Here is a 16,370-nt window from a genome sequence, read left to right as displayed (position 1 = left end):
TGCAAAGAGGTATTAAAAATAGTGATATCTTAAACAAAAATTTTATCAAATAATAATTTAATTAATTTATTTAGTATAATTAAATTGCTTTAAATTTAGAAAAGGTGTATTTATGTTAAAAAAAATAGATGAAATATTAAATAGTTTTAATAAACAATTTAATAAAATTAAAACAAAAGAAGAATTGGAAATTTTGAAGAAGGAATTTGCAGGTAAAGAATCTCCATTAATAGATATTCTTAAGAATTTGAAATTAGCTTCAGCTGAAGAAAAAAAAGAAGCAGGAATGAAAGCTAACGAAATTAAGCTTTTAATTTTTGACAAATTAAATAATCTAAATGAAAAATTTGAAAATGAAATATTAAAAAAGACATTACAGAATGAAAAAATAGATTTATCTTTAGCAGGAGTTAATTTAAAAATTGGAACAAAACACCCACTTAATTTAGTTATAGATGAGGTATCTTCCATTTTTACTGAATTAGGTTATGAAATGATTGATGGAACTGAATTTGAAACTGATGAATATTGTTTTCAAAAACTAAATATGCCTATTGGTCATCCAGCAAGAGATATGCAAGATACATTTTATATAGATAAACATACTGTTTTAAGAACACATGCAACTAACATGACAGCTAGAATGCTTACACAAGCATCTAAAACAGGAAATATTAATATGGCAGCTGTAAGTTATGGTAATGTTTATCGTCGAGACGATGATGATGCTACACATTCACATCAGTTTATGCAAATGGATGTATTTGCAATTGGAGAAAAAATTAGTTTTGCAAATTTGAAATGAGTTCTAGAATATATGTGTAAGCGCTTATTTTCTGAAGATACAATAATTAGAATGCGACCAAGTTTTTTTCCTTTTACCGAACCTTCTGCCGAAGTAGATGTTAGATGTATTAATTGTAGTGGTAAAGGTTGCACAATTTGTAAATATACTGGCTTTATTGAAATTTTGGGATCAGGTATGTTAGCACCAGAAGTATTAGAATCAAATGGATTAGATCCAGAAAAAGTTACTGGGTTAGCTTTTGGAGTAGGGATTGAAAGATTGGCAATGTTAAAATATGGTTTAAAAAACATAAGAGATTTATATGAAAATGATATTAGATTTTTAGATCAATTTAAATTTTTTGGAGATTAGAAAGTGAGATTAATATGTATTTAACAAGGAAATGATTAGAAAAGTTAATTGATTTAAAAGGTGTTAAAAATGAACAAATAACAGTTGCATTAAACTCACTTGGATTTGAAGTAGATTCATTTAAAGATTATTCAACTTTAAATGACAAACTAAAAATAGCACATTTAGGAAATGTAGCACCTATTGAGGGAACCCATTTAAATTTTTGTTTTGTAGACAAGGGAGAGGATTTAGTATCTCCAATTGTTTGTGGAGCAAGTAATGTTAAAGAAGGCCAATATGTTATTTTAGCTGAAGCTGGCAAAAAACTTGCAAATGGAATTACATTAACAAATAAAGAAATTAAGGGCAAAATGTCTGAAGGAATGTTGTGTGCATTACCAGAGATAGGTTTAAACCCAAAGGTTATTTCAGATAAGGAAAAAGATTGAATTTATTCAATTGTTACAAAAGAAGACACTTATTCAATGATAGGTAGTGAAAATGCATTAGATGAAATAGGTTTTTTAGATGCTGTATGAGAAGTTGATTTAACTCTTAATCGAAGTGATGCACTTGGTGCAATGCAATTAGCTAAGGAAATAGCTAATTATTTTAATAGGAAATTAGAAGATATATCAAAGGAGTATAAGCTAAAAGTAAATAGTTTAAAAGCACCTGTATCAATAAAAATTCATAAAGAAGTAGATAAATTGGTGAGAAGTGCTGTAGTACAAACAGTAAAAGTAAAAGATGTTATTAGTATTGGAGATAAAGAATATAAAATTTATTCTAGTCAAGACTTGTGACTTAAATTTAATGATTCAAAAACAACTCATAATTTTTGATTAGATTTAGCAAATGCCATTGCTATTGAAACAGGTCAACCAGTGATGTTCTTAGATCCAAAAAAATTGAATTCACAATTAGAAATTAAAAATAATAAGAATAGCGAACATGAAGTTAATTTACAGTTATCATGTGATAAAAAAGTTATTTCAACTCTTGGAGTAGAAACTAATTTAGATTTTTTACCAAATGTTGATTCAAAAGAAATTTTAGTAGTGTATTTATCTTTAGACCCAATTTTTATGAGAAAACAACAAAAGGAATTTAATACTTCAACTGTTGATTTACAAAGATATATGAAACCTGTAAGTTCTAAGTTATATACTTTGGCTCAAAATAGAGTAATGTATTGATTAGACCAATATAATATTTATGAATCAAATAGCCAATTTGAAATTATAAAAGAATCAAATGAAAAACAAACTCAGGTTAGTGTTAAATTAGAATATATTCATAAGTTAATGGGTATTAAATTATCTATAAAAGAAATTAAAGCCTTATTTAGGGTTTTGGATTTTGAAGTAATTGATAATAAAGATGAAATATTATTTATAATTGATCAGTTTAGAACAGATATTGTTCATAAGGCAGATATTGTTGAAGAAATCACAAGAATTTATGGTTATAATAATGTAACTTCAATTGCTCCTAAAATTCTTTCAGATAATAAATCTAAAAAATTAGATCTACGTTTACAAAAGCAAAGTGAAAACTATTTACTGGGTTTAGGATTTACAAATATTAAGACTTATTCATTATTATCTAATGAAGAAGTACTAAAATGAAATTTATTTAATATCGAAAATCCAATAAACCTAATGAGCCCTTTAAGTAAGTTTAGAGAGACATTTAGATTAAGTTTATCAAGATCAATTGTAGAAACTGCTGCCTTTAATTATTCAAAAGGTAATAAAAATGTCAAACTATATGAATTTGGTGATATTTATAATATGAATAATTTAAGACAAAGACACTTATCTATTCTTATTAGTGGAGATATTTTAAATCAAAAAGGTTATGACATTTCAATAAAAGCAAGTTATGCGTATATTAAAGGGATTTGTGACTCAATTATAGAAGCTTATAATATTGATTTAAATGATGTATCATTTGACTTAAATGAAGATATTATTAATGAGATTCATCCTTACATTAATGCCAAAATTAGTTTAAAAGGTAAAACATTAGGATTTATTTATAAACTAAACCCTAGATTTGAACAATCTCAAAAACTAGATGCGACTTTCATTTTGGAAATGAATATTAGTGAAATCCAAAATACTAAAAACTCTATAATTAGAGCTCAAGAAATATCAAAATTTCAAAAAACTACAAGAGCTGTTTCAATTATATTAAAAGCATCAGATAAATACTCAGAAGTTATTAATAAAATTATTAAAAAAGTTAATTATTTAGTAAAAATTGAACTGATTGATATCTATCAAGATAGTAAAATGAAAGAAAATAACTCTAAATCAGTTTCAATTTCGTTTGAATTTAATAGTGCCTCAAATCAATTAACAGATCAAGAAGTTCAAAATGAATGGAATAAGGTGCTAAATAATCTTGCAAAACTTAAAATAGAGGTAAGATAATGCTTAAAAAGGATATTGAACTAAAGGGAATTGTAAATTTAGATAATGAATTTGAAATCAATAATGAATTAAAAATAAGTCATGACTTAATCAAATCAATTGATAAAGTTCATATTAAGGGGATTTTAAACTATCAAGATGCAATGAAATCTGTAATAGTTTATGCCAAAATCACAGCGTCATTGACAGCAATTGATGCAAGGGATGGAACAATAATTAAGTTGGAGAATCAATTTTACGATTGAAGTGACGAGTATTACTTTGAAGATATAAATGATGATCAACATAACATTGTTTTTGGTGATAAATTTAATATATTAGAATATGCAATTGAGCAAATTGTTTTAAATATTCCTATGAATTTAAGTAATAATTATGATAAAATTTCATTTGTCGGTAAAGATTACATACTTATGTCTGAAGATGAATACCAACAAGAACAAGAAAATCAAGTAGATTCAAGATGAGATAAATTAAAAGAATTTAACTTTGAAAAATAAAACAACGGAGGTGTCAACATGGCTGTACCATTTAGAAAGACCAGTAAAGCTGCTAAAAACAAAAGAAGAAGTCACTTGGCTTTAGTTAGCTCAGCAATTATTTCATGTCCAAACTGTGGAAGTATGATTAAACCACATAGAGTTTGTCGTGAATGTGGTTTTTACAAAAATAAAGAAGTTAAAAAAGTTGATTAATAAATAGAGTGCTTTATAAGCACTTTTTTTTGTATTTTGTAAAAAAAAATAAAAAAAGTATCGATTAATGTATGTATGGAGGAACTTTTATGTTAAATAATATTAATGAAATTTCTAAGAAAATAATACCCTTATCGGCTTTAAATTCCTTAAATGAAAATGGTTATTACTTTTTTATCAATGAAGTTGATGAAAAGACTTTTTATGAGATTGTAGAAAAATCAGACCCTTTAACTTCAGTGAATTTATTAAGAAGCTTTTATATGTATTATAGAATATACTTAAATAAATACTTTATAAGACCTTTAAAAATAAGCAATAGTCCGTCTTTAGATGAAGTTTTAACAAATGAAATGAACTTAAAACAAAAACTTGATCGAATCATTAAGTCTTTGGAAAGAAAAATAACTCATTAAAAGTGCTTTTATAAGTACTTTTTTTGTTATAAAAAAGTGGGTAAAAAACTTAAAAAATAGTTGATTATGTAAGAAAGTGGTATATAATTGTTTATGTGTGGGAGAAAGTGGGTGACTTTGTGTTATTTGGGACATTTGAACATAATTTGGATGATAAATTTAGATTAACAATCCCTTCAAAATTACGAAACAAATTGGGTGAATTAGTTTATGTAACAAGAAGTATTGATGGTTTATGTTTAGAAATAAGAACTCCAGAGAACTTTAAAGAATGATATAACGAGTTAAAGTCACAAAGTGCACTTTCATCATCTACACGTACTGTTGTTAGAACCATTTTTTCAAATACAGATGAAATTTCAATTGATGGATCAGGAAGAATTAAACTACCTTCAAATTTATTAGAGGAAGTAGGAATTTCTAAAACTGTGCAAATCACCGGGGCTGGTGAATGAGTTGAAATTTGAGATAAAAATAAACATCAAGTATATGATAAAGATGCAAAAAATAAGCTTGTAGAAGCTGCAGAGAAATTGGGCGGAGTAAATTAAAATGGCACATGAACATACATCTGTTTTGCTTAATGAATCAATAGATTTATTAAATATAAAAGGCAACGGAATATATGTTGACTGTACTCTTGGGCGAGCAGGACATAGTGTTGAAATTTTAAAAAAAATTGATAGCGGACATTTATATGCAATTGACCAAGATCAAGAAGCAATTACTATAAGTAGAAAAAAACTTGAAGATATCTCAAGTAATTTTACTATTTTAGAAGGCAATTTTGCAAATATAAAAGTCCTACTTTCATTAAATAATGTTAAAAAAGTGGATGGTATCTTATATGATTTGGGAGTTTCAAGTCCACAATTTGATAAAGCAGATAGGGGATTTAGTTATCGTTTTGATTCTGAATTAGATATGAGAATGGATCAAAAAAATAATAAAATCACTGCAAAAGAAATTATAAATACATTTAATGAAAAACAATTGGCAGACATTTTTTATCAATATGGAGATGAAAAATTTTCATGAGAAATTGCTAAAAAAATAATTGCAAAAAGACAGATTAAAAGTATTTCTATGACTTTTGAGTTAGTAGATATTATCAAAGAATGTTTACCACAAAAAATTTTGAAGCAAAAAAAACATCCAGCAAAGAAAGTGTTTCAGGCTTTAAGAATATATGTAAACAATGAGCTTGAAGTTTTAAAAAGGTCTTTAAGTAACTCACTTGACCTATTAAATATTGGGGGAGTTATTGTAGTTATATCTTTTCATTCATTAGAAGAAAAGATAATTAAAGATATTTTTAAATCTAAAACTACATCAAAAGAAGATAAATTTTTGAGTAAATTACCAATCTTAGTTGAAAATAAAAAGGATTATGAATTGGTAGTTAAAAGACCTGTAGTAGCAGGTGAAGATGAACTTGAAAAAAATAGAAGAGCTCATAGTGCAAAATTATGAGCAATTAGAAAGGTTGGTGGTTAAATGCAAAATGAAACATATGCAGTTATTGAAATAACTAAAAAGTATATAAAATTTGCTGTTGGAAAATATAAGAAAAGTACTGGTTTAAAAGTTGTCTTTAAAGAAAGAGAAAAATCTAAAAGTAATTGATTAACTGATAAAAATGATATTGTTGATACAAATATTGTTGCTCATCGATTAATAAAAATGATTAATCGATATGAATCAATTTTTAAAGAAAAAATTAGAAGAGCATCAATTGTCTATCCAACAGCAACACTACAAATAAAAGATGCTAATCCAAGTATTTTTATCGACAGTGCTGACAAAATTGTTAGAGAAGAACATATAAAAAATTTATATAAAGATGCAAAAAGAGTTGTTTATGAAGATAACTTAATTGTTACAAATATAAAACCGTATGCTTTTAAATTAAACGGTATGCAAAGTTTTGCAAAACCACCAATAAACTCTAAGGCAAATATGTTAGCAATGAGTGCTAAGGTATATACTGCCGAGAAACATGTTGTTGATTCTTTTGAAGGTGTATTAAAAATACTAAAAATTGAGAGATTATCAGCAACAAGTCAATTATTCTCATTGGCAAAGCAATGCAGTGAAGGATTGAATTTTAGAGAAACATTTGCTCTAATTAACTGAGATTGAGAAAGTATTGATATTGGTTATTTTTCACGTGAGACACTTGTAAAAAAGGATGTAATTAAATTTGGTTTAAAAGATATTATTGAAAATTTAGCTAAAAAAATGAGTGCTAAATTTGATATAGCTAATAAATATATATTTAAATTATTAGATTTTTCATCTAATACATTAGATAACACTGTGATGTATAGAAAATATATAGCATCTGAAAAAAGATCTTACCAACTAAAAGCAATTGATATTAAATATATGTTATTGGAAGAAATAAACGGTGTAATTGATAAGGCAGATCTCTTAATTTCAAGAGAAATGGGAAGCATAAAAAACTTTAAAATTTATCACACTGGAAAAAGTACTGAGATTGCAGGCTTTGAAAAACTATTGCTAAGAAGTACTTACAAAAATATTTCAGAAATATATTATTCATTAATTACTGGAGCAAGTGAAATTTGAACTAATTCATTATGCGGAATGATGAGACAATCTCATCTAATAAATAAAAACCTAAGAGAAGTAAAAACAAGTACAGAAACTTATGAGAATCCAAATATGTTAGCTTTAGCTCAAATGCAACATGCACAACAAGTTTTGGGTCAAAAAGCATTCGACCAACAGTTACGTGCTCAAAAAGCTCAAATACAAGCACAACAAGCTCAGTTGGCACTTGCTCAACAGTTACGTGCTCAACAGTTACGTACAGAACAATTGCGTTCGCAACATGGAGATTTTATTCCACCTTTGATGAATACACAATTAGTTCAACAAAATAATCAAATTCCACAAAGTTTTGTGGGACAACAAAATAATGAAAACTATTTAAAAAATGGTATTATAAATACGCAAAGAAATAAATATTAAAAGTGAGGGAAATAATATGTCTACAAAATTAGATTTAAATCAAAATGCCAAAATTAAGGTAATTGGAGTTGGTGGAGGTGGCTGTAACGCTGTTAACAGAATGGTTGACGATAATGTTCAAGGAGTTGAATTTATTGTAGCAAATACTGATGCACAAGTTTTAGCTGCAAGTTCTGCTACAACAAAAATTGTTTTAGGGCAAGAAGTATCAAAAGGGCTGGGAGCTGGAGCAAATCCAGAAATAGGTAAACAAGCAGCTATAGAATCAGAAGAAGAAATTAGAAAATCATTAAAAGGATCAGATTTAATTTTTGTTGCTGCTGGAATGGGTGGAGGAACAGGAACAGGAGCTGCTCCAGAAATAGCTAGAATTGCTATGGAAACTGGAGCATTAGTAATTGCAATTGTTACTAAACCATTCAGATTTGAAGGAAGATTAAGAAATTCTTATGCTGTTCAAGGCTTAAATGAATTAAGAAAATTTGTTGATTCAATTATTATAATTTCAAATGATAGATTGTTAGAAATTATTGGTGGAATCCCAGTAAAAGATTCATTTAGAGAAGCTGACAACATTTTAAAACAAGGAGTACAAACAATTACTGATTTAATTGCAGTTCCTGCAGTAATTAACCTAGATTTTGCTGATGTTAGAACTGTAATGAAAGGTAAAGGTAATGCTTTATTTGGAATTGGAATTGGTTCTGGAGAAGATAAAGCAATTGAAGCTGCAAATAAAGCTATAACTTCTTCATTATTAGAAACTTCAATTCGTGGTGCAAAGGATGCTATTATTAACGTTACTGGTGGAAAAACTGTTTCTTTAAATGATGCATATGATGCTGTTGATATTGTTCAACAAGCAAGTGGAGAAGATGTAAATATTATTTTTGGTATAGCAATTAATGAACATTTAGATGATGACCTAATAGTTACAGTTATTGCTACTGGATTTGATGACGATTATAAAGCTCCAAATATTTCTAATAAGAAACCTTCATTATCAAATGAACAATATTCTTCTATGCAACAAGAATTATATTCAAATTATGATCCAGAACCTCAACCTTTAGAGACTGCTTATGATCAAAGAACTTCATTTATGACAAATCATGATAAAAGACCTGATTTTGTAAAACAAACTGAAGAAGAAAGAAGAATGGTACAAGAAGGAGTTGGGCAGTGAAATCAAAATAATAATTACGAAAATCGTGATGAAAGAGTTGCTCAAAAAATTGAAGAAACTGGCGATGAAGAGGATGGAGATTTTCCAACATTTTTGAGAAAAAAATGATAATTTAATTAAAATTTTCTAATAAATAAATTTAAAATTAATTAATTTTAATAAACTCACTTTCAATTAATTTTTTAAGAAATATAAATAGTTACTTACTAATAGATATTTACATATCTATTTTTTTTAATTTAATAGCCCATACAGTTGCATTTTTAATAACACTTTGCTACTATGTAAATAGGCGATGAAGGAGATCAAAAAATGCATCAATTATTGACTTATAAAAAATTCAATAAACCAACTGCCTTTTTTGCGTTTTCTACATTGTCATTTAAAAATATGTTTTTTAAAGACAATGCGAATCTAATTATTAAAATGGCTATGTATAATATTACAAAACAAAACATGGCAGAGTGATCGTAAAGGTTTATAGAATTAAACAGATTTTAAATGATATTGTTAGATAAAAATTCAATTTTATTAAGAGCATTTAATATTTAAAAGAGTGATTTTATTTTATAAACAGTTAGGATGAAGATTAAATCTAAACTATTTATTTAATAAAACACTCTTTTTTTTATGAAATATAAAAAAAATTACACTCAAAGTGTAATAGCCAATATTATTGAAGTTATAGACAATACCAAGCAGATTAAAAGGATTATTTTAGAAAGTCTTCTTAAAAATCCTTCTTCTTCTGATAAAGTACTTTGATATCTTCTTGTAATATCATTATAGTATTTTGCAACTTTTCTATTTTTTATTCAATTAGTAATTAAAAAAGCTAAAAGAGTAATTAATGCAAAAGCGGTTACTACTCATTCTGATTTCTCTGTACTTTTTAGTGCAAAAATACCAAGAATGAAACTTAACCCTATTAAAGCAAAACTTATAATTAATACTATAAGATAGTCATATCATCTAAGTTTCTTAGAATCAATGTATCTGGTTTGAGTACCAATTGGTTCCTTAGAAATTTCATTAATTTTATCTTTTACTTGTTGTTTGTGAGCAATTTTTTCTTGCTCACGTAAATCTTTTAGTTTTTTAAAATTACTTGTTTTATTTTTATCTCTCATATTTAACACCTTTATAAAGATTATATAGGTTTTAAATAGTAAAAATTTAGAAAGGATAATATAAATTTATGGAAAAAAAAGCAAATGGCTCTGAAAAAGTTAACTCCTCGATTCTTGAATTACTTGAGGAAATTAGTTTAACTGAGGAAGTAAAGTTAACAAAAACAAGCCATAAAGAGAAAATTATAAATGGATTTAGACGTTCAAATTCTACATTTAGTGAATTCATGCAAAGAAATCCATTATTCACATATTCTCTTAAAAGAATTTTATATGCTTTCATTACATTATATGTAGCAGTAGCTGTTGTATTTGTAATGTTAAGACTTGTTACAACTGATGGTGTTTATTTATCAGATGTAAACCTTGATAAACTGGGACCAGATTTTCAATATGGAACACCAGGTTATGAAAAATTATTAAATAATAGAATGAAATTATTTGGAGTTGCTGGACCAATGTTAAATCAAATGTTTATTTATTTGAGAAACATAACTCCATTTATTCCAAAAACAATCATAATTAATCCAATTGTTCAAGATAATGGAGATATTGCAGGAACTCCAACAGTAATGTGATTTTATTTAGGTGTATTTATGAATAAAGCTAGTGGGGGACAAGTTTTATCACTAGTTCAAGATGCATTTAAAAGATCAATTCCAACTTCTTTTAAAATAGGAAGTATAGCAGTTATATTATCTTATTTAATTGGAGTACCATTAGGTATTCTTGCTGCTAAAAATAAAGAAAAGGCAGCAGATAATGCAATTAATGGTTCGAGCTTATTAATTAGTGCTATTCCAGCATTAGTAGTAATTTCACTTTTATATAAAATGTCGATTTATGTCTTTGGAGCGAATGGAACTTATGAAGGTTCATCGTTTGGAACAAAAATATGACCAATAATTGGAATAATGTTACTGATTATGCCAATGATTATTGTAAACACAAGGCGATTCGTTTTAGATGAAATGACAGCAGATTATGCAAAATTTGCACTTTCAAAAGGATTAAGTGAAAAATATGTATTTTATGTTCACATCTTTAGAAATGCAGGAATTAGATTAATCAAAACATTACCAGAAGTATTTGTATTAACATTGTTTGGTTCAAGTATTTTGGTTGAAAGACACTGGTCAATTGATGGTATGAGTAAATTTATTTTAAATGGTGTAGCTAATAAAGATACATTCGTTGTTTTAGGATATATTTTCGTATCAGCATCAGCTGGAGTATTTTCAAGTTTAATTGGAGATTTATTACTTGCGACATTAGATCCAAGAATTAAATTAACAAAATAGAGAGGAATTTTTTTATGGAACAAAAACAATATACTATTGAAGAAATGAAATCTATAGATAATTCTCTCTTCAAAGTAATCGGTGCTAAGCACGAAGAATCAGAAAGAATCACAAATAAACCTTACAGTTACTGAAAATCAGTATTTGCAAGAGTTTTTAAATCAAAAACTTTTATCATATCATTATTTTTATTAGTAGCAATTATTTTATTGGCTTTCTCAATTGGAATAGGAAAAGACCCGGTTCCAACTGAAAGACCAGGAATTGATATTGAAGCACCAAGCTGACAACATGTATTTGGATTAGGAAAATTTGGTGAAGATTTATGAACTAAAATGTGAATTGGTACACGTACAACATTAATATTTACATTCTTTGTTGCATCAATTCAAATTTTATTAGGAATTTTATTAGGATCAATTTGAGGATTTTTTTCAAAATTGGATTTAGTATTTATTGAAGTTACTAGATTTTTAACACTAATACCATCATTAATTTTATGACTAATTGTTATCTTCTTATTTGGAGGAACTACAACAATTCCAGTTTTAATATTTGGTATTTCAATAACTAGTTGAATTGCTTTGGCTTCAGTTATTAGAGTACAAATAATGCTTGTAAGAAATGCAGAATATAATATAGCTTCAAGAGTTTTAGGAACACCTAGCTCAAAAATTATTAGAAAAAATGTAATGCCAAAAATTTTACCAATAGTTATTCAAACATCAACATTTGCAATTCCATCAGCAATTGCCATCGATTCATTGTTGGCATATTATAACTTTGGATTTGTAACAAATACATTAGATCAAGCATCTTTAGGTTCAATTCTAAATGAATTATTATCTGGATCAGATTGAGAAGTGTTTCCTCACTTATTAATTATTCCAGTAGCTTTTGTTGGGGGAATATCATTATTATTCTTCTTAGCAGGAAAAGTATTTGCCGATTCATTAGATCCTAAAACACATAGATAGGAAAAAAATTATGAATAAAGAAAATAGAATTATATCTGTTCGTGACATGGAAGTTAAATTTCAAGTTAGAGGTAATTTTTTAACTGCTATTAGAACTGTTGATTTAGATGTTTATGATCAAGAAATTTTAGCAATTGTTGGTGAATCTGGAAGTGGTAAATCAGTTATTACAAAAACTTTTACAGGAATGTTAGAAGCTAATGGATGAGTAAGTAAAGGTTCAATTGTTTATCGACCAACTCAAGGATCAATTGATGATCAAGGAGCATATTTTAAAGAACCAATTGATATTGTTAACTTACAAAGTCCTTTAATATCAAAAGATGTAATTAAAAATGTTACAAAAATAAATAATGAAAAAATAAAAGAATTGTTTAAAGAAATTAAACATTTATACAAATTAAACCCTAAATATAGAGAAAATTTAGAAAAACAAGAATTAAAAAAACTAAGATTAGAAAATAAAATTGAATCAGAAGAAAATGAATTAGTCTTATTAAGAACTAAGCAAGAATTACAAGATTTAACAGAGGATTTAAATTCTCGCTTGTTAGAAGATAATGAAATTTCACTAATTAAGCAAAATAATATTACTAAACAAAATGAACTGTTAGAAACTTTAAAAACTCATTTAAATGCAGTTCAAGAAAATATTGGTTTTAGTGGAAATAATAGAACAGCTAATAAAATAATAAAATTAGAGCTAAAAATCAAAGCTGCAGAAGAAACATTAAAAATTATTAATGATAATTTAGTAAGAGATGAGTTAATAAACTCAAAACTTGAATCTATTTTAAAATTAGAAATTGATATTAATAAGGTAAAACCACTTAATATGAAAAGTAGACATCAAGTCTCAAAAATAGCTTCAATGATAGAAAACTTTATTGAAAATAATACTGAATGAGATGAAGTAGAAAAACAATTTATTTTAAATTACTTCCACTCAAAAGAGCATTTAAAAAGATTTGAAAATGAATTAAGAGATATTTGTTTATCAATTATTGAAACAAAAACTTTGGATAAAGATCATTTTCATAATATTTTAGTTGACTGAAAAAGAATTAAAAACTCAGATTTAGTGAATAAATTAAAAGCATTGAAAGAAATTAGACAATTAAGAGGAAAAACAATTTCTACAATTTTTCAAGATCCAATGACTTCATTAAACCCATTATTACCAGTAGGTTTTCAAATTACTGAGGTTTTAAGAAAGCAAGTTGGTTTGAGTAGAAGTGAAGCAAAAGTTGAGGCGATAGAACTTTTACGAAAAGTAGGAATTCCAAATCCAGAAAAACGTTTTAAAGATATTCCAGGTAGATATTCTGGTGGAATGCGTCAAAGAGTTGTTATAGCAATTGCTCTTGCATCAAGACCAAAAATATTAATTTGTGATGAACCAACAACTGCGCTTGATGTAACAATTCAAGCTCAAATATTAGATTTAATTAAAGAATTGCAACAAGAATATAAATTCTCAGTTGTATTCATTACTCATGACTTAGGAGTAGTTGCTAAAATAGCCGATAGAGTTGCTGTTATGTATGCTGGACAAATTGTGGAAGTGGGAACAACAAAAGAAATTTTTGAAGATTCAAAACATCCATATACTTGAGCATTATTATCTTCATTACCTCAATTAGGTAAAAAGGGAGATGACTTATTCTCAATTGAAGGAACTCCACCATCATTATTCAATGAAATTATTGGAGATGCATTTGCTCCAAGAAATAAATTTGCATTAGAACTTGATTATATTAAGCAACCTCCAATGTTTAAGGTTAGTGAAACTCATTTTGCAAAAACTTGATTATTAGATCCACGTTCTCCAAAAGTTAAAAAACCAAATGTCTTAAACAACTTACGCAAAACAATAAAAGAATCAGAAAAGGTAGGCTAAAACTATGTCAACAAATAAAGAAGTACTCTTAAATATTAGGGATTTAGTAATTGAATTCCGTGTTAAAGGTAAAAAATTTAGAGCTGTTAAAGAAACTAGTTTTGATATCTATAAAGGTGAAATATTTGGTTTAGTAGGAGAATCAGGAAGTGGAAAAACCACAATTGGTAGAGCTATTGTTGGAGTGCAACCATTAAAAGATGGAGCAATCTATATGGAGGATAATATTGTTGCTGGTAGCCCAACAAGGTTATATAAATTAAATAAAGAAATTTCTAAAAAACTTGAAAATATGTCATATAAAATGGATATTACAACAAGAGAAATTCAAGCTAGAATTGATGGATTAAAAGGATTGTATGAAAACTATACTAATAATCCAAGAGTACTAACTCAAGAAGATCTTGAATTACAAACTAAAACTTCTAAGTTAGCTTATTTAAAAGCAATTATTTTAGAGAATTTAAAATATATAAACTCAATTATTAAAAATGAAGATAGAATGATTAAGTTTGTTGATAATTTACACTCATATATTCCAGAAGTTTCAAAAGAACTGGAAAGATCTGTTTTATCAAAGCTAAAAGAAACTAAAGAAGCTATAATATCAATTAAAGAAAATGCTGATGAAATTTATTTAAAGGTTCAAGAAATTTCTGATTATAGAGATGAAATTGATAATGTTCCACCAGAAAAATTGGAATCAGTATTTAAAAAATTAATAAGTTTATGAAAGGTTATTACTGATAATCATAAAGAATTTTTATCAAAACTTTCATGAGCTAAATCATTACAATTTCAATTACATGCACTTTCATCTCCAATGAGAAAAAGAGAAGAATTTATTAATTATTATAATAAATTAATTTATGTGAATAGAAATGAATTTTTTGAAGAGTGTAAAAAACAATTTGAAATTATGAAGGCAAATGGTGTACCTTCAGATGATAAGGAATATAAGAAATTAGAATACTTTATTACGGACTTTTGATCTCGTAAAAACTTAAATGTAGCTGCATGTAAAGAAATTTTAAATTTACTTTCAGAACAAAAAACAATAACACCTAAAATAAATTCATTAGTTTCAAAATTAAAAAATACTGATTTTGAAAATGAATTAAAAAATCTTGCAACTGATGAATCAAAAATAACTGATGTCAAATTAAAAGAATTAAAAAAAGAATTTAGTTATATTATAAAAATAATTGAAAAAAATATAATTAAGGATAGAGAACTTATAGAAAACTTTTATGTTTGAAAAGGAATTGAAATTACTTACACACCAGAAGAAATTGAATCATTTGTTGAATTAACAGATTTTCTAGACTTACCTTCAATTGATGAAATTATTAAAGATTCTTATTTTTTTGAAAGTCAATCGAAAAAACAAAGAAGAATTAATAGAAAAAACATTCAAATGATTTTCCAGGATCCAAGTTCTTCATTAAATGATAGAATGGCTATTGAAGAAATTATTGCTGAAGGAATGGAGAACTTTCCCGAACTTTACAAAGGTGAAGAGGCAAAGGAATTATATGTAACAGAATATAATGAACAAAACCCAAATGAAAAAATTACTTTAGATCAAGTAACTCCAGCTTTAGTTAAAAAGCATATTATCTTAAAACTTGTTAATTCTGTAGGATTATTACCTGAACACTTATCAAGATATCCTCATGAATTTTCGGGTGGGCAAAGACAACGTATTGGAATTGCAAGAAGTTTAGCAATGCAACCAAAAATTATTGTTGCAGATGAACCAATCTCAGCTCTTGATGTTTCAATAAGAGCTCAAGTATTAAATTTATTTAAAAAATTTCAAGAAGAATTAGGAATAACATATGTATTTGTGGCTCATGACTTATCTGTTGTTCGCCATATTGCTGATAGAATTGCTGTTATTTATCATGGACAGATAATTGAAATTGCACCAGCAGAGGAATTATTTAAAAATCCTCTTCATCCTTATACAAGGGCTTTACTTTCTGCAATTCCAATACCAGAACCTGAACTTGCAAAAAGTACTAAACTGGTTGTTTATGATCCAGAAAAAGAGCACAGTGATTACATATTTGATTTACCATATTTTAAAGAGATTACAAAAGACCATTTTGTATGAGCAAATAAAAGAGAAATTAAAGAAATTAAAAAATTAGTAAAAAAATAGAACAACGAAAGGAAGAAAA

At 26.7% G+C, this 16,370-nt stretch carries 15 protein-coding genes; 14 read left to right on the top strand and 1 reads right to left on the bottom strand.

Translation table 4 applies throughout. The features are described from left to right. The first annotated feature begins 112 nt into the window (after positions 1-112). From pheS to AACL15_RS04245, 10 genes are all read left to right on the top strand, one after another. Positions 113-1,159 (top strand): phenylalanine--tRNA ligase subunit alpha, encoded by a 1,047-nt coding sequence (pheS, locus tag AACL15_RS04290; RefSeq protein WP_339033773.1) that lies wholly within the window; start codon positions 113-115, stop codon positions 1,157-1,159. A 14-nt stretch (positions 1,160-1,173) separates the two neighbouring features. Continuing rightward, positions 1,174-3,582 (top strand): phenylalanine--tRNA ligase subunit beta, encoded by a 2,409-nt coding sequence (gene pheT / locus AACL15_RS04285; protein ID WP_339033771.1) that lies wholly within the window; start codon positions 1,174-1,176, stop codon positions 3,580-3,582. After that, positions 3,582-4,082, top strand: a complete 501-nt coding sequence (locus tag AACL15_RS04280; protein ID WP_339033769.1) for a YceD family protein — start codon at positions 3,582-3,584, stop codon at positions 4,080-4,082. Before pheT ends, AACL15_RS04280 begins: the two co-directional genes overlap by 1 nt. 18 nt (positions 4,083-4,100) lie before the next feature. Next, complete coding sequence (rpmF, locus tag AACL15_RS04275; RefSeq protein WP_053946439.1) at positions 4,101-4,277, top strand: 50S ribosomal protein L32; 177 nt, start codon at positions 4,101-4,103, stop codon at positions 4,275-4,277. Between the two features lie 89 nt (positions 4,278-4,366). Then, complete coding sequence (locus tag AACL15_RS04270) at positions 4,367-4,693, top strand: hypothetical protein (RefSeq protein ID WP_339033767.1); 327 nt, start codon at positions 4,367-4,369, stop codon at positions 4,691-4,693. A gap of 107 nt (positions 4,694-4,800) precedes the next feature. After that, positions 4,801-5,244: a division/cell wall cluster transcriptional repressor MraZ gene (gene mraZ / locus AACL15_RS04265; RefSeq protein WP_339030384.1), complete on the top strand. Its 444-nt coding sequence runs from the start codon at positions 4,801-4,803 to the stop codon at positions 5,242-5,244. A gap of 1 nt (position 5,245) precedes the next feature. Next, the gene (gene rsmH / locus AACL15_RS04260; protein ID WP_339033765.1) at positions 5,246-6,190 is read left to right on the top strand and encodes a 16S rRNA (cytosine(1402)-N(4))-methyltransferase RsmH; all 945 of its coding nucleotides are present in this window, start codon (positions 5,246-5,248) and stop codon (positions 6,188-6,190) included. Beyond that, the gene (locus AACL15_RS04255) at positions 6,191-7,690 is read left to right on the top strand and encodes a hypothetical protein (protein ID WP_339033763.1); all 1,500 of its coding nucleotides are present in this window, start codon (positions 6,191-6,193) and stop codon (positions 7,688-7,690) included. Between the two features lie 16 nt (positions 7,691-7,706). Then, entirely contained in the window at positions 7,707-8,987 is a 1,281-nt protein-coding gene (ftsZ, locus tag AACL15_RS04250; RefSeq protein WP_339033762.1) for a cell division protein FtsZ, read from the top strand. Positions 8,988-9,188: 201 nt separating this feature from the next. Continuing rightward, positions 9,189-9,350 carry a hypothetical protein gene (locus AACL15_RS04245; RefSeq protein ID WP_339030392.1) on the top strand — a complete coding sequence of 54 codons (162 nt, stop codon included), beginning with the start codon at positions 9,189-9,191 and terminating at the stop codon, positions 9,348-9,350. A gap of 173 nt (positions 9,351-9,523) precedes the next feature. Here AACL15_RS04245 and AACL15_RS04240 read toward each other — a convergent pair whose 3' ends face one another. Beyond that, complete coding sequence (locus AACL15_RS04240; RefSeq protein ID WP_339033760.1) at positions 9,524-10,006, bottom strand: hypothetical protein; 483 nt, start codon at positions 10,004-10,006, stop codon at positions 9,524-9,526. 68 nt (positions 10,007-10,074) lie between these two features. Here AACL15_RS04240 and oppB point away from each other — a divergent pair, with 68 nt between their 5' ends. The 4 genes from oppB to oppF are packed head-to-tail and all read left to right on the top strand — an operon-like array spanning position 10,075 to position 16,351. Further along, positions 10,075-11,307 (top strand): oligopeptide ABC transporter permease OppB, encoded by a 1,233-nt coding sequence (oppB, locus tag AACL15_RS04235; protein WP_339033758.1) that lies wholly within the window; start codon positions 10,075-10,077, stop codon positions 11,305-11,307. Between the two features lie 14 nt (positions 11,308-11,321). Further along, the gene (oppC, locus tag AACL15_RS04230) at positions 11,322-12,284 is read left to right on the top strand and encodes an oligopeptide ABC transporter permease OppC (protein WP_339030398.1); all 963 of its coding nucleotides are present in this window, start codon (positions 11,322-11,324) and stop codon (positions 12,282-12,284) included. Positions 12,285-12,294: 10 nt separating this feature from the next. Continuing rightward, complete coding sequence (gene oppD / locus AACL15_RS04225; protein WP_339033756.1) at positions 12,295-14,184, top strand: oligopeptide ABC transporter ATP-binding protein OppD; 1,890 nt, start codon at positions 12,295-12,297, stop codon at positions 14,182-14,184. A gap of 4 nt (positions 14,185-14,188) precedes the next feature. Further along, complete coding sequence (gene oppF / locus AACL15_RS04220) at positions 14,189-16,351, top strand: oligopeptide ABC transporter ATP-binding protein OppF (protein WP_339033754.1); 2,163 nt, start codon at positions 14,189-14,191, stop codon at positions 16,349-16,351. The last annotated feature ends 19 nt before the right edge of the window (positions 16,352-16,370 follow it).

The organism is Spiroplasma endosymbiont of Cantharis rufa (assembly GCF_964019665.1).
In the GTDB taxonomy this organism is placed as follows: Bacteria; Bacillota_I; Bacilli_A; order Mycoplasmatales; family Mycoplasmataceae; genus Spiroplasma_A.
The sequence above is the reverse complement of the archived record's forward strand: the minus strand, read 5'-3'. Positions and strand labels throughout refer to the sequence as shown.